Below are 16,041 nucleotides of genomic sequence, written 5' to 3' on the forward strand. Positions count from 1 at the left end.
CAGCTCTCAGGTACGCGTGGCGAGGTCCTCGTCCGTGATCGGCCGGACCACCCGGCACGGCACGCCGAGCGCGACACTCATCGGAGGAATGTCGCGGCTCACGACGCTGCCGGCGCCGATGACCGAGCCGTAGCCGATGCGGACGCCCGGCAGGACGACCACATTGCTGCCGATCCACACCTTGTCCTCGATGACGATCGGCTCCGAGAAGCGGCCGAAATCCACCCGGCGCGCGGGGTGCACCGGGTGGCCGGTCGTCGTCAGGGTCACGCTCGGGGCGATCATGACGCCGTCGCCGATGCGGATCTCCGCGTCGTCCACGAACGTCAGGTTCACATTGCCGAAGAAGTCGTCCCCGAGATGCACGTTGCTGCCGAAGGCGGCGTGGAACGGCGCCTGGAGGACCGTGCGTTCGCCCACCGAGGCGAAGATCTCGGTCAGCAGCGCACGCCGTCTCCCCGCGTCGGACGGGGGCGTCCCGTTGTACGCGAAGATCTCGTCCGCACGGCGGGCCGGGGCCAGGAAGGCCGCCTCGGTCTCGGTGTAGACGAGGCCCTTGGCGATGCGGGCGCGTATCTCGTTCCGGTCGGTCTCAGCCATCGTGCGGTGTCCCTCTCCTCGGGTGCCCCGGGCCGGTCAGCCGGAGCGCGTATTCCGCGGCGATCGCCTCGTTGGGCGCCGCCGCCCTCGCGGCCTCGTACATCCGCGCCGCCTCCTCCGTACGGCCGAGGCGGCGCAGCGCGTCCGCCCGCACGGCGGGGAGGGCGTGGTGGCCCGCGAGTTCCTTCGGCGTACCCAGCGCGTCGACGGCCTCCAGCTGGGCCTGCGGTCCGTCCCGCATGCCCACGGCCACCGCCCGGTTGAGGGCCACGACGGGGCCGGCGCGCAGGGCGAGGAGGCGGTCGTACAGGCCCACGACGGCCGCCCAGTCGGTGGCGGTGGCGTCCGGCGCCAGGGCGTGCTCGACGGCGATCGCCGCCTGGAGCGCGTAGGGGCCGCCCGCCGGAAGCGCCTCGCGGGCGAGCACGGCGCCCTCGGCGATCAGCGCGTGGTCCCACAGCGTGCGGTCCTGGTGCTCCAGCCTGACCAGGCGGCCGTCCGCGCCGAGCCGGGCGGCGCGGCGGGAGTGCTGGAGCAGGAGCAGGGCCAGCAGGCCACGGGCCTCCGGCTCGTCCGGGGCCTCGGCCACGACGAGCCGGGCCAGCCGGACGGCCTCCTCGGCCGGCTGGTCGCGCAGGACGCTGCCGTCGCTGGGCGCGTATCCCTCGGTGAAGATCAGGTAGAGCACGGCGAGGACCCCGCCGAGGCGTTCGGCGCGTGCGCCGGGCGGTGGTACGCGGTACGGGATGCCCGCGGCGGCGATCTTCCGCTTGGCCCGCAGAATGCGCTGCGACACGGTGTCCTCGCCGACCAGGAACGCACGGGCGATCTCGCGCGTGGTGAGGCCGCCGACCGCGCGCAGCGTGAGGGCCACCCGGGCTTCGAGCGGGAGCGCGGGGTGGCAGCAGGTGAAGATCAGCCTCAGCCGCTCGTCGCCGGGCGGCGCCGGTTCGTACGCCTCCTCCAGCGCCGCCGCCTCCGCGATCCGGTCGCGCTCGGTCGTGCGGCGGCGCAGTACGTCCACGGCGCGGCGCCGGGCGGCGGTCACCAGCCACGCCCCCGGGCTGCGCGGCACTCCGTCGCGCTCCCAGGCCGGCAGGGCGCGGGCGAACGCGTCCTGCGCGCAGTCCTCGGCCAGTTCCCAGTCACCGGTGAGGCGGACGAGCGTGCCGAACACGGCGCCCCATTCGGCGCGGTGGGCGGCCGCGAGCGCCGCGCGGACGGCCGCCGGCGCGGTGTCGCCGGCGGCCCCCGGCCCCGTGCTCACCCGAAGTCCCGCCGGAACTCGCGCAGTTCCACGAGCCCCGACCGGGCCATCGGGCACCGCCCCAGGTACTCCAGCGCCTGTTCCCGGTCCCCGTCGACGAAGACGATCCCGGTGACCCACTCCGGCACGTCCGCGTACCCGCCGTCCGCGATCAGGAGTTCGCCCCCGCGTCGCCGCACGAGCGTGGCGTCCTCGACCGGGCTCAGGTGCTCGCCGCCCAGGTAGCGGCCGGACGCCAGGCCGTCCCGTACCCACGCGGCCACCTCGGCCGGGTCCACGGGGTGCGGCGGCGCGGCCGGGTCGGTCCGCACGAGGGCCAGGAAGCGGGAGGCGGGGGCGTCGCCCTCGTGCGGGACGTCGCCGGTGCCCGTGCCGTGGTCGAGCGGTTCGACGGGGCGGATCTCGATGCGGCCGGCGGTCGCCATCGGGTGCGAGGCGGCGACCTCGATCGCCTCGTCCAGGTCGGCGGCCTCCAGCAGGTCGTACCCGGCGATCCACTCGGCCGTCTCGGCGAACGGGCCGTCGGTGACCAGGACCTCGCTCCCGCGGACCCGGACCGTGCTCGTCTCCCCGACGGGCTTGAGCGGCATGCCCTCCCGCCGGACGCCGCGCCCGTTCCACTTCTCGACCCACGCCTCCGGGTTCTCGTCGGTGTGCTCCCCGGCGGGGTCGGTGGCGATGAACAACACGTACTTCATGAGCGGTCTCCTAGCTGCCGTGCCGAACGTTCCATGAAGACGACGAACGGTGTCCACCGAATCCGACAGTCCGGCGGAACGAATCTGAACCCTGCCTCCCTCAACCCGAGTCGTCCGATCTATTGACGTGCCCCTGACCGAATGGCTTCATGGGTCCACTCAGGTGTGGGAGCGCTCCCACATCGGTGGACCACCCCTCCTCCCCCTCTGGAGCCGCAGTGAGAACAGCGAGACATCCGGCGAAGCGTCCCGCCTCCGTCATCCTCACCGTCCTGGCCACCCTGCTCGGGTTCCTCTCCCTCGGCGCCCTGGCCCCCGCGCACGCAGCGCCCGCCGCCGGTACCGGGCTGCACATCAGCGACGGCCAGCTGGTCGAAGGCAACGGCAACGACTTCATCATGCGCGGTGTCAACCACGCGCACACCTGGTACCCCGGCGAAACCCAGTCCCTGGCCGACATCAAGGCGACCGGCGCCAACACCGTCCGGGTCGTGCTGTCCGACGGCTACCGCTGGAGCGAGAACGGGCCGGACGACGTCGCCGCCGTCATCGCCGACTGCAAGGCGAACCGGCTCATCTGCGTCCTGGAGGTGCACGACACCACCGGATACGGCGAGGACTCCGCCGCCGGCACGCTGGACCACGCGGCCGACTACTGGATCTCCCTGAAGGACGTCCTCCAGGGCCAGGAGGACTACGTCGTCATCAACATCGGCAACGAGCCCTGGGGCAACACCGACCCGGCCGGCTGGACCGCCCCCACCACCGCCGCGATCAAGAAGCTGCGCGCCGCCGGGTTCGCGCACACGATCATGGTCGACGCGCCCAACTGGGGCCAGGACTGGCAGAACGTCATGCGGGACAACGCCCAGGCGGTGTACGACGCGGACACCACCGGGAACCTGCTCTTCTCGATCCACATGTACAGCGTCTACAACACCGCCCAGAAGGTCACCGACTATCTGAACACCTTCGTGGACGCCGGACTGCCGCTGGTCATCGGTGAGTTCGGCGGGCCCGCCGACCAGTACGGCGACCCGGACGAGGACACCATGATGTCCGAGGCGCAGCGGCTCGGACTCGGCTGGATCGCCTGGTCGTGGAGCGGCAACACCGACCCGATCCTCGACCTGGCCATCGGCTTCGACCCGGCGCAGCTGAGCTCCTGGGGCGAGCGCATCTTCCACGGCGCGAACGGCATCGCGGAGACCTCCGTCGAGGCCACGGTCTACGGCGGCCCCGCCGAGGAGGACACCGAGGCCCCGACCGCCCCGGGCACCCCGGCCGCCTCCGCCGTGACCGACACCTCGGCCACGCTGACCTGGGCCGCGTCCTCCGACAACGTTGCCGTCGCCGGATACGACGTCGTACGCGTCAGCGGCGGTACGGAGACCAGGGTCGCCTCGTCGGCCACGACGGGCGTCACCGTGACCGGCCTCACCGCCGATACCGCGTACTCCTTCGCGGTCTACGCCCGGGACGCGGCCGGCAACCGTTCGGCGCGGTCGGCCGCCGTGAACGTGACCACGGACGAGGGCACGACCACCCCGGCGGGCAGCTGCTCGGTCGGCTACAAGGTGGTCGGCCAGTGGCCGGGCGGCTTCCAGGGCGAGATCACCATCCGCAACACGGGCACCGCCGCGATCGACGGCTGGACGCTCGGGTTCGCCTTCGCCAACGGGCAGACCATCAGCAACATGTGGGGCGGCACGCCCACGCAGTCCGGCGGTTCGGTGAGCGTCGCGCCGGCCTCGTACACCTCCACGATCGCCCCGGGCTCCTCGGTGACCGTGGGCTTCACGGGCAGCCAGAGCGGTACGAACGCCGCCCCGGCCGCCTTCACCCTCAGCGGCGCGGCCTGCGCCGCCGCGTGACCGGTGCCGGCCGGCGGGGGCTCGCGGCCCCGGCCGGCCGGTCTCGGCGACTCAGCCGGCGGCCCCGGCACGCCGGTACGTCAGATACGCCGCTCCGCTCCCCAGGACCGTGTGGTCCGTGAGCGTCCAGGCGGCCGGTTCGAACGCCGCTCCCCTGCCGAACAGCGGGATGCCGGCGCCGATCGTCGTCGGGCTGAGCTTCAGGATCAGCGTGTCGATCTCCGCGTAGAGCGAGGCGGCCAGCTCGCCGCCGCCGACGAGCCAGATGTCCTTGCCGTCCTCCTGCTTCAGCTCCCGTATGCGCGCGACCGGATCGCCCGCGACGAGCTCCACGGCCGGGTCGGGGCTCTCGCCCAGGGTGCGGGAGAACACCAGGTGCCGCAGATGCGGGTAGGCGTCCGTGAGCCCGGCGTCGAGGCCGATCCCGTACGAGCGCCTGCCCTCCACCACCGTGTCGAAGTGCGTGCCCTCCGCCGTCACCCCGAGCGCGGCGCGCGCCGGGCCGGGCAGGGTCTCCGGATACTCGGCGATCAGGTGCTTGAGGTAGTCCTCCGGGATGGGCCAGAAGCCGCCGGGGCCGGTGGGGTCGGAGCCGTCCGGGGCGGCGATGAAGCCGTCGAGGGTGGCGGCGATGAAGTACACCAGCTTGCGCACGGGGAGCCTTTCGTCCGGGGGCGGCCACCGGTACGCGGAGGCCGTCGGCCGTTCATGATCGAACGGGTGCCCGTGGCAGGCAACGGGAATGACGGCTTCCGGGCATGGCTAAGGGCTGTCCAGCGCCGGGGCGATGACCGCGAACGCCCGGTCCGTGAGGTCCGCCGGGGTCTCCGTGGAGCCGTCGGCGCTCCAGCGGTGCAGCACGGCGTCGAAGGCGTTCAGCGCCATGCCCGCCGCCAGCCTCGGGTAGAGGTCCGCCTCGGCGTCCCGCCCCAGCCGCTCGGCCAGCTCCTGGGCGAGGTCGTCGCGCCACCGCGCCTGGCGTTCCAGGAAGCGGGCCAGCAGCGCGGGCGTGCGCAGGATCAGCCGTACGACGCGCAGCGCCCGGTCCCCGTGGTCCGCGCACGCGCCGAGCGGCACCCAGACCGCGTGGCGCAGGGCGACGGACGGCGGTTCGGCGGCGGGGCGGGCGGCCAGCTCGGCGCGGATGCCGGTGCCCATGTCCGCGAGGAACTGGACGACCACGTCCTCCTTGGAGGCGAAGTAGCGGAAGAACGTCCGCTTGGAGACGCCCGCCGCCGCCGCGATCTCGTCCACGGTGACCGCGTCGAAGCCCTTCAGGGCCAGCAACTGCAGGGCGGACTCGGTCAGTTCGTCGGAGACCAGGCGCCGCTTGCGTTCGGCCAGGGTGGTCCGGGGAGTGCTCACCCCTTCACGGTACTCCACGCCTTGCATGACACCACATGCCACGTTGACACTTGGTGCCATGCGAGGCAGTCTATGCCGTATGACACAGCAGGAACGCTGGACCGCCGAGCACATCCCGGACCAGACCGGGCGCGTCTTCGTCGTCACCGGGGCCAACAGCGGGCTGGGCCTGGCCACGACCCGGGCCCTCGCCCGCCGGGGCGCGCACGTGGTCCTCGCCGTACGCGACGAGGCGAAGGGGCGCCGCGCCGCGGCGGAGCTGACCGCCGAGCAGCCCGGTGCCCGGCTGGAGGTGCGCCGGCTCGACCTGGCCGACCTCGATTCCGTGCGCGCGTTCGCGGAGAAGCTGCGCGCGGACCACGCGCACCTCGACGTGCTCGTGAACAACGCCGGGGTCATGGCGCCGCCCCGGACGCTGTCCCCGCAGGGCCACGAGGTGCAGTTCGCGGCGAACCACCTCGGCCACTTCGCGCTCACCGGGCGGCTGCTCGACCTGCTGGCGGCGGGCACCGACCCACGCGTCGTCACCGTCAGCTCGCCCAACCACCGCAAGGCCCACCTGTACTTCGACGACCTCACGGGCGAACGGCGGTACTCGCCGATGGGTTACTACAACCAGTCCAAGCTGGCCAACGCCGTCTTCGGCCACGAGCTGCACCGCCGTCTCACCGAGGCCGGCAGCCCGGTCCGCAGCCTGCTCGCCCACCCCGGCTACACCGCCACCAACCTCCAGACCGGCGGACCCGTCGCCCTGGTCTCCCTGCTGTTCGGCCGCGTGCTCAAGCCCCTCGCCCAGACCCCCGGCCGAGGAGCGCTGCCGCAGCTGTACGCGGCGGCCGAACCGGCCGTGGCGGGAGGCGAGTTCATCGGTCCGAACGGAAGGGGCGAACTGCGCGGCGCGCCCACCCGGGTGCGGCTGTCCGCCGGGGCGGCCGACGCGGCGACGGGGCGGCGGCTGTGGGAGGTGTCGGAGGAGGCCACGGGCGTGCGGTTCGCGTTCCCCCCGTCCGGCTGAACCTCCGCGCTCCCACCGCTCCGCAGGGCCCCGGGATTTGGATAAGGTGCCGTGTCTACAGCAGCGCTCTCCGGGGGAGTTACGAGTACATGAGCGGTCAGCAGCCACGCAGAGGCGGCGCCTCGCAGGTCTTCCAGCCCCTCGCGGCTGACGACCCCACCACCATCGCCGGATACCGGCTGGCCGCCAAGCTCGGCGCGGGCGGCATGGGCAAGGTGTACCTGTCGTACACGCCCGGCGGGCGGCCCGTCGCGATCAAGGTGATCCGGCCGGAGTTCGGCGAGGACGCGGAGTTCCGGCGGCGGTTCGCGCAGGAGGTGCAGTCCGCGCAGCGCGTGCAGGGGCTGTTCACCGCGCCCGTGATCGACGCCGACACCAAGGGCGCCCAGCCGTGGCTCGCCACCGCCTACGTGCCGGGCCCCTCGCTCGCCGACGCGGTCGTGGAGCACGGCGCGCTGCCCGTCGAGGCGGTGCTGCTGCTGATCGCGGGCATGGCCGAGGCGCTGCACGTCATCCACGGGGCGGGGATCGTCCACCGCGACCTCAAGCCGTCCAACGTGCTGCTCGCGGCGGACGGGCCGCGCGTCATCGACTTCGGCATCGCGTACGCGGCCGACGCGACGTCGCTCACGGGCAGCGGGGTCACGATCGGCACCCCGTCGTTCATGGCGCCCGAGCAGGCCGCCGGGCGCAAGGTGACCGCCGCGACGGACATCTTCGCGCTCGGCCAGGTCGCGGTGTTCGCGTCGACCGGGACGCCCGCGTTCGGCGAGGGGACCTCGCACGGGGTGCTCTATCGGATCGTGCACGAGGAGCCGGACCTCACGGGCGTGCCCGAGCGGCTGACGGAGCTCGTGGGGCGCTGCCTGGCGAAGGACCCGCAGGACCGTCCGTCGGTGGCCGAGGTGATCCGGCTCTGCCAGACCGCGAACGCGGAGACGGTGCTGCGGCGGCCCGAGGACTGGCTGCCGCAGCCGGTCGCCGCCGACATCACCGTACGGGCCGCCGCGCCGGCGCCCGTGCAGACGCCGCCGCCGCCGTCGACCGCCCCGGCCGCGCCGCCGGTGGCCGCCGCGCCCGCGGCTCCGGCCGCCTACTCGCCCACGACGCCGGCCCCGAGCACCCCGCCCCCCGGGTACGGGCCGCCGGTCACGCCCGCGCCGGGGCAGGGGCCCGCGCCGGTGGGGCAGGGGGCGTACGGTGCGCCCTCGGCCCCCTCCGCGCAGACCCCGGCGTACGGGTATCCGGCCGCCCAGCAGCCTTCGTACGGGTATCCGGGGCCGGGGCCCGCGTACCCCGGCGGGGGCGTGCCGCCGCAGTCGCACGTCACGCAGCCGGCGCCGCAGCCGCCCGCGCCCAGGAAGCGGCGGGGGCGGGTGGCCGCGATCGCGGTCGTGGCCGCGCTGCTGGTCGGTGTGGCGGGCGGGGGGACCGCGTACTTCCTGTCGCAGAAGGACGACGACAAGGGTTCGCAGAGCGACACCACCGCCCAGGACAAGAACTCGTCCGCGCCGAAGGCCAGTTCGGAGCCGAGTGCGGAGCCGACGGAGTCGGGGGACGACGGCGCGTCGGACGAGACCAACCCGATGCCCACGGCCACGTCGAGTCCGACGCCCGAGGACTTCAACGGGATCAACCTCACGCGGGGGTATCACCTGACGTTCGGGGACTCGGATGTCCGGCCGCAGGACGGCACGGATGGCGGGTACGACCTGACGTACGAATCCGGATACCTTGACGCGGAGAGCGAGGGCGGTCGCCTCACCCTGCTCGACCCGGGGCAGGAGGGCTCGTTGGACGTCTGCCGTTCGGAGACCCGGTTCGCCGACACCATCCCCCTGGAGCAGCTGTCGAAGGGGCGGCAGGTGTGCGTCACCACGGGCACGGGGCACATGGCGCTGGTGACCTATCAGGGGCACTCGCCGGAGGACTCCCCGAGTGACTACATCACGCTTGACGTGACGGTCTGGCGGAACGCGGCGCGCTAGGGGCGCCCGGGGTGGGGCTGTTCTCCACCCCGCCCCCTCCCGAAACCGGGGCTCTGCCCCGGACCCCGCGCCTCAAACGCCGGCGGGGCTAGGTGTTGCCCGTGATCAGCCGCTGAAGGGCCGGCGCGTACAGGTCCGCGATGCGTTCCGGCGTCGCGGACGCCCCCGCGCCCTCCCGGTGCAGGCTCAGCGTCGCGCCCAGGCCCAGCAGGTGGCCGGCCAGGAGTTCCGCGCGCAGGGCGCGGTCCTCGCCGGGGAGGCGGGCCGTGAGCGCGTCCGTGACCTGTTCCTGGAAGCGGTCGCGGAGCAGGGAGCGTTCGTCCTGGTTGCCCAGGGAGAAGACGACGCGCAGCAGCGGGTCCGACTGGAGGGCCCGGCGGCGGGTGACCAGGGTGACCACCAGGTGGCGGCCCAGCACGTCGAGCGGGGCGTCGAAGAGTTCCGCGGCGGCCGGCCCGAAGTCGGCCACCGTGTTGAACAGCTCCTCCTTGCGGCCGAAGTGCTTGACCACCAGGGACGGGCTCACCCCGGCGTCCGCCGCGATCCCCCGGATCGTCACCTCCGCGTACGGGCGCTGCGTGAACGCCCGCCGGGCCGCACGCAGGATGGCGTCCCGGCCCGTGCCGGTGTCCGTGGCCGGGGTCGCGGCGATGGCCTGGCCGCCGGTCATGCGCCCTCCTGGATTCCCGCCGGCCGCCCACCCCCCGTCGGGGTGACCGGCGCCGTGCGGCTCTCCTCGACCGTACCCGCCCCGGCGGGCTCGCGGCCCGGCAGCATGAGCGTGACCAGCAGGGCCAGCAGCGCCGCGCCCGCCGCGATGACGAAGACCAGCTGGTACGCGTGCAGGGTCGGCGCGGTCCGGCCGCCCGCCCGGAAGGTGAGGTTGGCCAGGACGGCCGCCACCGTGGCGCTACAGAACGCCTGGCCGATCGAGCGCATCAGGGTGTTCAGGCCGTTCGCCGCGCCGGTCTCGCCGACCGGGACCCCGCGCATGACGAGGGCCGGCAGCGCCGAGTACGCGATGGCCGTGCCGGAGGCGACGACCGTGGCGCCCGCGACGATCAGCCACAGGCTGTGGCTGGTGAAGTACCGCACCCCGTAACCGGCCGCGATGATGCCCGCCGCCAGGGCCAGGCTCACCTTGGGGCCGTGCTTGGCGGAGATCCGGGCGGACACCGGCGAGAGCGCCACCATCGCGACCCCGCCCGGCAGCAGGCACAGACCGCTGACGACGAGCGAGGCGCCGAGCCCGTATCCGGTCGCCTTCGGCTCCTGCACCATCTGGGCGGTGACCAGGGAGTTCGCGTAGAAGGCGAAGCCGATGAGCAGGGCCGCGACGTTGGTGAGCAGGACGGCCGGGCGGGCGGAGATCCGCAGGTCGACCATGGGCGTCGCGACGCGGAGCTCGTACGCCCCCCAGACCAGCGCCACCACGACGGCCGCCACGAGCAGGCCGACCGTGCGGCCGGAGGTCCAGCCCCAGTCGCCGCCCTGCGTCACCGCGAGCAGCAGGCAGACCAGCGCGCCGGACAGGCCGAGGGCGCCGAGCGCGTCGAAGCGGCCGCGGCTGCGGAGCGGGGACTCCGGTACGAAGGCGAGGACGAGCACGATGTCGACGAGGCCGATGACGCCGGAGACCCAGAACATCGTGTGCCAGTCGAAGTTCTCCACCACGAGCGCGGCGATCGGCAGGCCCACCGCGGCGCCGATGCCGAGGGTGGAGCTCATCAGCGCGACGGCGGACAGCACGCGCTCGGGCGGCAGTTCGTCGCGCAGGATGCTGATGCCCAGCGGTACGACGGCGATCGCGGCGCCCTGGAGCGCCCGCCCGGCGATCAGCACGCCGATGTGGGAGCTGATCCCGCAGAGCACCGAGCCCACCACGAGCACCGCGAGCGAGGCGACGAGCACCCGCCGCTTGCCGTACATGTCGCCGACCCGGCCGAGCACGGGCGTGAACACCGCGCCCGTCAGCAGCGTGACGGTGACCAGCCAGCTCGCGGCGGCCGGGGTGGCGCCGGTCAGTTCGGGGATGTGCGGGAGCAGGGGGACGACGATCGTCTGCATCACCGCGACGACGACCCCGCAGAAGGCCAGCACGCCCACCGCGAAGCGAGGGTGCGGGGCCTGGGCCGCGGGGGCCGTCGGGGCGGCGGGGGCGGGTATGTCCGCAGGCATGGCTCTCCGTTGCCGACTCGGTGGCGGATGAAGGGGGTGCACGGATGTTCACCCCCAGGGTAAACGCCTGTGCACCCCCTCCGCGACGGGAGGGCGGAAGCGCGCGTTAGCCTCGGTCCGGGCGCCGGTGCGGCGCCGGGCGCGGGGCGCGTACGAGCGCCCCGGGCGCACACCGATGACATGGACGAAGGCGGAGGTGACCGCGATGGCGAAGGTGCCGGCAGCGGCGGTGGCGGCGGGCGGACTGGTCGGCGGTTACGCCGTCGCGCGGTGGACCCGCAAGCGCCCGCTCGGCGGGGTCGCGCTCGCCGCGGCGGGCGGCGTCGCCGCGTACGAGTGGAACCGGCAGGCGGGCCCGCGCGCGGCCGTCGCGCTGACCACCGCCTACGTGGCGGCGTTCGCGGGCTCCCACCCGCTGGCCAAGAAGGTCGGCGCCTGGCCCGCCGTCTTCACCGTGGCGGGCACGGTGGCCGCCGCGTCCTGGGCGGTCACCCGCCGGGCGTCCTGACCGAAGCGGTCCCGGGGCCCCCGCCCCGGGGCCCCCTCAGCCCCACAGCGCCCACGACACCGTGTAGATCGCCAGCCCCGCCAACGCCCCCACCACCGTGCCGTTGATGCGGATGAACTGCAGGTCACGCCCGATGTGGGCCTCGATCTTGCGGGACGTCTGGTCCGCGTCCCAGCCGGCCACCGTGTCACTGATCAGCGACGTGATCTCCGTCCGGTACGTCGTCACGACGTACGCCGCCGCGTCCTCCAGCCACCCCTCCAGCTTCCCCTGGAGCCGTTCGTCCGTGGCCAGCCGGGCGCCCAGCGACATCAGCGAGGCCCGGGCGCGCAGCCGCAGCTCGCTCTGCTCGTCCTCCGCCGCCGCGATCACCATCGCCCGCACCGACGCCCAGGCCGAGGCGATGACGTCCTGGACCTCGCCGCGCCCCAGGATCTCCGACTTCAGGCGCTCCACCCGGTCCCGGGTCTCCGAGTCCGTCCGGAGGTCGGTCGCGAAGTCAGCGAGGAACGTGTCGATGGCCCCGCGCGCCGGGTGCCCCGGCATGTCCCGCATCTCCGTGACGAAGCGCAGCAGCTCCTTGTAGACCCGCTCCCCGACCCGCTTGTCGACGAACCGCGGCGTCCAGCCCGGCGCCCCGCCCTGCACCGCGTCCATCACCGAGTCGCCGTGCAGCACGAGCCAGTCGTGCGCGCGGGCGCAGACCAGGTCCACCAGCTTGCGGTGGCCGCCGTCCGCGACGATCTTCTCCAGCATCCGGCCGAGGCCGGGGCCGACCTCCGCCGCGTTCGCCCGCCGGGTGATCGCCTCGCCGACGACGGCCTGGACGTCCGCGTCCCGCAGGACGGTGAGCGCCCCGCGCAGCGCGGTCGCCAGCTCGGCCGTGACCCGGTCCGCGTGGGCCGGCTCCGCGAGCCACGCCCCGACCCGGCTGCCGATGCCCAGCGAGTGAATCCGGTCACGTACGACGTCCCCGGAGAGAAAGTTCTCGCCGACGAAGGAACCGAGGGAGGCCCCGAGCTGGTCCTTCTTGGTGGGAATGATGGCGGTGTGCGGAATCGGCAGACCGAGCGGACGCTTGAAGAGGGCCGTGACGGCGAACCAGTCCGCCAGCGCACCCACCATGCCCGCCTCGGCGGCCGCCGCGACGAAGCCCGGCCAGCCGCTCACCCCCTCGTTCTTCGCCCAGGTGGCGAGGACGTACACCAGCGCGACCAGCAGAAGGAGGCCGGTGGCCGTGGTCTTCATACGGCGTACGCCACGACGCTTCTCCTCGTCCGCCGCGGTGTACGCGAACGAGGCGAGCCCGCCGGGCCTCGCCCTCCCACCGGGCCCCGGGGGCAGCTCTCCCCGCTCGGTCCGGCCGGTTCCGTCGATCCGTTCCATCCGCTCCACCCGTCCGCGTACGCACAGCCCCAGGCGTCCGCTACGCATTGTGCCTACCTGACCTACTCCCGGACCGCACGTCGAGTTCCCCGCGCCCTGCCGCATCATGGGAACGGGTCCACTCCCGCTCTTCCTCTTTTCCGCAAGGAGACACACCGCCCATGCCCAGGCGCCAGGGGTACGCCCTGCTCATAGCCCTCGTGGCGGGTACCGCCGCGCTCGCCGCAGCCGTGGCGTTCGCCGGTTCCCTGCTGTTCAACGGGGACAGGGCGACGGCCGCCGCCGCCACGGCTCCCCAGGGCGTGGCGCACAGCCCGGCCGCCCCGGCGCACTCCTCCGGGCACTGGCTCGCCACCTGGGCGGCGGCTCCCGTGATGGGCGTGGCCGACCCGGCGCAGGCGGAGGACCAGAGCCGGCGCGTCATCCGCAACGTGGTGCACACCAGCACCGGCGGCACCGAGGCCCGGCTCACGCTGTCCAACCTGTTCGGTACGCAGCCCCTCCTCATCGACCGCGTCACCGTCAACACCCGCCCCGTGACGTTCCGGGGGGCCTCCGCCGTCACGGTCGCCGCCGGCGGGCAGACCGTCAGCGACGCCGTGGCCGTCCCGGTCGCCGCCGACGCCGACCTCGTGGTCACCCTGCGCACCCCCACCGCCGACGGGCCGGTCACCGCGCACCCCAACAGCCACCAGACCTCGTACACCGAGGACGACCGGGGCACCTGGGCCACCACGCAGTGGCGCTACCTCACCGCCGTCGACGTGCGGGGCGGCGACACCAAGGCGACCGGGACGCTCGTCGCGTTCGGCGACTCGCTCACCGCCGGTTCCGGCTCCACCACCGACGCCAACACCCGCTGGCCCGACGTGCTCGCCGACCGGCTGCAGGGCCGGTACGCGGTGGCCAACCAGGGCATCGGCGGCAACCGCCTCCTGCGCGACGGCATCGGCCCGCGCGCCCTCGACCGCTTCGACCGCGACGTCCTCGGCGTCTCCGGCGCGAAGACCGTCGTCATCGCGCTCGGCATCAACGACATCCAGGCGCTCCCGAGGGAGACCGACCCCGAGCGGATCACCGACGCCCTGCGCGACCTCACCCGGCGGGCCCACGCGCGCGGGCTGAAGGTCATCGGCGCGACCCTCATGCCCTACCGGGGCTCGGCGGTCTGGACGGCCGGCGGGGAGCAGGTGCGGCAGCACGTCAACGCGGAGATCCGGGCGGGCGGGGTCTTCGACAAGGTGGTCGACTTCGACCTGTCCCTGCGCGACCCGGCCCACCCCCGGCAGCTGCTCGCCGCGTACGACTCCGGCGACCACCTGCACCTCAACGACGCCGGGTACGCCCGTCTGGCGGGGCTGCTCGACGTGGACGCCCTGACCGGGCAGAAGGCGACGGTCGACGCGCTCTGAGCCGGACAGGCCCTAGCGGTCGCCTTTCTCCAGGCGCCCGCGCTCGCGCTCGGCCTCCCGCAGCCGCTGCTTCTCCGCCTTGGCGCGCTTGTGCTCCACCCCGACGCCGCCCATGAGCGCGAAGCCGGTGATCCGGACCCGGGGAGCGTCGGGCGCGGGGGCCGACTCGTCCTTGGCGTGCTCCCCGAAGCCGCCCATGATGCCGATGCCCCGGACCTCCACATTGAGGTCCGGCGGGACCGTCACATGGAGCCCGCCCATGATCGTGAAGCAGCGGATCACGGTCTCGCGGGACTCGAAGTTCGCCTCGCGCAGGTCGATGTCGCCGCCGCCCCACATCGAGAACGCGGTGAACACCCGGCCGACCGTCCAGTTGCCCCGGCGGCGGAAACCGCCCCAGAAGGCGAAACCGCCGGTGGACGTCGCGGGCCGGCCGATCCGCTCCGACCAGCGGGCCGCCGAGCCCGACCGGGGCCGCACGGCGGCGGGCGCCGACGAGGCGGAGCCGACGGCCGGCAGATCGCGGACGAGCGGTTCCAGGTCGCCGTGCGTCCGCGCCTTGTAAGCGGTGTCGAGGCGCTGCTCGAACTCCTCCATCTCCAGACGCCCTTCGGCGACCGCCTCACGCAGGATCTCGGCAACACGTTCACGTTCGGCGTCGGAGGCGCGCATATCGGGGAGTTCGCTCGTCATGGAACGCAGCCTATTGAACGGCCGCGCTCACGTCACCGGCTCCCCCGGCCGTCTCGGACGCGTACATCTTCGCGATCACCGCCTCGATGTCCGGCTCCCGTACCGAAAGGTCCGCCAACGGGTACTCCGCGGCGATCCGCGCCACCAGCGGAGCCGCCGACGCGGACGCCGGGAAGGCCAGCCACTGGCGCGGCCCCTCCACCTTCACCGTCCGCACCGAGGGCTCCGACTCCAGCCGGATCGGCGGGAGTTCGCGCTCCAGGTCGACCACGAGCGTCCGCTCGCTCTCCCCCACCTCGTGCAGCCCGGCCAACGCCCCGTCGTACATCAGCCGGCCGTGGTCGATCACCATCACCCGGCTGCACAGCTGCTCGATGTCCGTGAGGTCATGGGTCGTCAGCAGCACCGTCGTCCCGCGCTCCGCGTTCAGGTCCCGCAGGAACTGCCGCACCTTGGCCTTGGACACCACGTCGAGGCCGATCGTCGGCTCGTCCAGGTACAGCACCTCGGGATCGTGCAGCAGCGCCGCCGCGATGTCGCCGCGCATCCGCTGCCCCAGCGACAGCTGACGCACCGGCACGTCCAGCAGCTCGCCCAGGTCGAGGAGTTCGACGCACCGGTCCAGGTTGGCCCGGAAGCGCGCGTCCGGCACCCGGTACATGCGGTGCATCAGCCGGTACGAGTCGCGCAGCGGCAGGTCCCACCACAGCGTCGTGCGCTGCCCGAAGACCACACCGATCCGGTGCGCCAGCCGCGTACGCTCCCGCGAAGGATCGATGCCCGCGACGCGCAGGGAGCCGCCGCTCGGTGTGAGGATGCCCGTCAGCATCTTGATCGTGGTCGACTTGCCGGCCCCGTTCGGCCCGATGTAGCCGACCATCTCGCCGCGCTCCACCCGGAAGCTGATCCCGTCGACCGCCCGCACCTGGCGCCGCTCCCCGCGCAGGAAGCCCGTCCGGCGGCGGACGTCGAAGACCTTCTCCAGGCGGTCCAGCTCGATGAAGGCCGACCCGGCGCCCGTACGCCCGGCCGTACTCGTGTCCGTACCCATGCCGCT

At 73.6% G+C, this 16,041-nt stretch carries 15 protein-coding genes; 5 read left to right on the forward strand and 10 right to left on the reverse strand.

Translation table 11 applies throughout. The annotated features are described in order from the left end of the window. Window positions 1-6: 6 nt before the first annotated feature. The 3 genes from ACFUJY_RS16025 to ACFUJY_RS16035 are packed head-to-tail and all read right to left on the reverse strand — an operon-like array spanning window position 7 to window position 2,565. Window positions 7-600 carry a sugar O-acetyltransferase gene (locus ACFUJY_RS16025; protein ID WP_383299232.1) on the reverse strand — a complete coding sequence of 198 codons (594 nt, stop codon included), beginning with the start codon at window positions 598-600 and terminating at the stop codon, window positions 7-9. Next, window positions 593-1,867: an RNA polymerase sigma factor gene (locus ACFUJY_RS16030; protein ID WP_383299235.1), complete on the reverse strand. Its 1,275-nt coding sequence runs from the start codon at window positions 1,865-1,867 to the stop codon at window positions 593-595. The genes ACFUJY_RS16025 and ACFUJY_RS16030 overlap by 8 nt, the downstream gene beginning before the upstream one ends. Beyond that, a complete protein-coding gene (locus ACFUJY_RS16035) occupies window positions 1,864-2,565 on the reverse strand; it encodes a YciI family protein (protein ID WP_383299238.1) in 702 nt (233 codons plus the stop codon). The genes ACFUJY_RS16030 and ACFUJY_RS16035 overlap by 4 nt, the downstream gene beginning before the upstream one ends. 218 nt (window positions 2,566-2,783) lie before the next feature. Between ACFUJY_RS16035 and ACFUJY_RS16040 the strand changes: the two genes are divergently transcribed. Further along, a complete protein-coding gene (locus ACFUJY_RS16040; RefSeq protein ID WP_383299241.1) occupies window positions 2,784-4,439 on the forward strand; it encodes a cellulase family glycosylhydrolase in 1,656 nt (551 codons plus the stop codon). A gap of 51 nt (window positions 4,440-4,490) precedes the next feature. Here the strand turns inward: ACFUJY_RS16040 and ACFUJY_RS16045 are convergent, their stop codons facing one another. Together ACFUJY_RS16045 and ACFUJY_RS16050 are read right to left on the reverse strand one after the other, a co-directional pair. After that, complete coding sequence (locus tag ACFUJY_RS16045) at window positions 4,491-5,093, reverse strand: dihydrofolate reductase family protein (RefSeq protein WP_383299244.1); 603 nt, start codon at window positions 5,091-5,093, stop codon at window positions 4,491-4,493. Between the two features lie 108 nt (window positions 5,094-5,201). Then, complete coding sequence (locus ACFUJY_RS16050; RefSeq protein WP_383299426.1) at window positions 5,202-5,831, reverse strand: TetR family transcriptional regulator; 630 nt, start codon at window positions 5,829-5,831, stop codon at window positions 5,202-5,204. Window positions 5,832-5,883: 52 nt separating this feature from the next. Between ACFUJY_RS16050 and ACFUJY_RS16055 the strand changes: the two genes are divergently transcribed. Together ACFUJY_RS16055 and ACFUJY_RS16060 are read left to right on the forward strand one after the other, a co-directional pair. After that, on the forward strand, window positions 5,884-6,819 hold the full coding sequence (locus tag ACFUJY_RS16055; protein WP_383299247.1) for an oxidoreductase: 936 nt from the start codon (window positions 5,884-5,886) through the stop codon (window positions 6,817-6,819). A gap of 89 nt (window positions 6,820-6,908) precedes the next feature. Further along, the gene (locus ACFUJY_RS16060) at window positions 6,909-8,807 is read left to right on the forward strand and encodes a protein kinase (protein ID WP_383299250.1); all 1,899 of its coding nucleotides are present in this window, start codon (window positions 6,909-6,911) and stop codon (window positions 8,805-8,807) included. Between the two features lie 88 nt (window positions 8,808-8,895). Here the strand turns inward: ACFUJY_RS16060 and ACFUJY_RS16065 are convergent, their stop codons facing one another. Together ACFUJY_RS16065 and ACFUJY_RS16070 are read right to left on the reverse strand one after the other, a co-directional pair. Next, on the reverse strand, window positions 8,896-9,477 hold the full coding sequence (locus tag ACFUJY_RS16065) for a TetR family transcriptional regulator (RefSeq protein ID WP_383299253.1): 582 nt from the start codon (window positions 9,475-9,477) through the stop codon (window positions 8,896-8,898). Next, window positions 9,474-10,985, reverse strand: a complete 1,512-nt coding sequence (locus ACFUJY_RS16070) for an MFS transporter (protein WP_383299255.1) — start codon at window positions 10,983-10,985, stop codon at window positions 9,474-9,476. Before ACFUJY_RS16070 ends, ACFUJY_RS16065 begins: the two co-directional genes overlap by 4 nt. Before the next feature lie 175 nt (window positions 10,986-11,160). Between ACFUJY_RS16070 and ACFUJY_RS16075 the strand changes: the two genes are divergently transcribed. Next, complete coding sequence (locus ACFUJY_RS16075; protein WP_143616173.1) at window positions 11,161-11,493, forward strand: hypothetical protein; 333 nt, start codon at window positions 11,161-11,163, stop codon at window positions 11,491-11,493. Window positions 11,494-11,529: 36 nt separating this feature from the next. On the opposite strand, the gene ACFUJY_RS16080 is transcribed toward ACFUJY_RS16075, so the two are convergent. Further along, on the reverse strand, window positions 11,530-12,927 hold the full coding sequence (locus ACFUJY_RS16080; RefSeq protein WP_383299259.1) for a DUF445 domain-containing protein: 1,398 nt from the start codon (window positions 12,925-12,927) through the stop codon (window positions 11,530-11,532). A 113-nt stretch (window positions 12,928-13,040) separates the two neighbouring features. Between ACFUJY_RS16080 and ACFUJY_RS16085 the strand changes: the two genes are divergently transcribed. Further along, window positions 13,041-14,291: an SGNH/GDSL hydrolase family protein gene (locus tag ACFUJY_RS16085; RefSeq protein ID WP_383299262.1), complete on the forward strand. Its 1,251-nt coding sequence runs from the start codon at window positions 13,041-13,043 to the stop codon at window positions 14,289-14,291. 12 nt (window positions 14,292-14,303) lie between these two features. Here the strand turns inward: ACFUJY_RS16085 and ACFUJY_RS16090 are convergent, their stop codons facing one another. Together ACFUJY_RS16090 and ACFUJY_RS16095 are read right to left on the reverse strand one after the other, a co-directional pair. Continuing rightward, the gene (locus tag ACFUJY_RS16090; RefSeq protein ID WP_383299429.1) at window positions 14,304-14,963 is read right to left on the reverse strand and encodes a DUF1707 domain-containing protein; all 660 of its coding nucleotides are present in this window, start codon (window positions 14,961-14,963) and stop codon (window positions 14,304-14,306) included. 31 nt (window positions 14,964-14,994) lie between these two features. Continuing rightward, window positions 14,995-16,035: an ATP-binding cassette domain-containing protein gene (locus tag ACFUJY_RS16095; protein ID WP_383299265.1), complete on the reverse strand. Its 1,041-nt coding sequence runs from the start codon at window positions 16,033-16,035 to the stop codon at window positions 14,995-14,997. Window positions 16,036-16,041 lie beyond the last annotated feature (6 nt).

Origin of the sequence: Streptomyces sp. NPDC057249 (assembly GCF_042669245.1) — a bacterium.
Classification (GTDB): Bacteria; Actinomycetota; Actinomycetes; order Streptomycetales; family Streptomycetaceae; genus Streptomyces.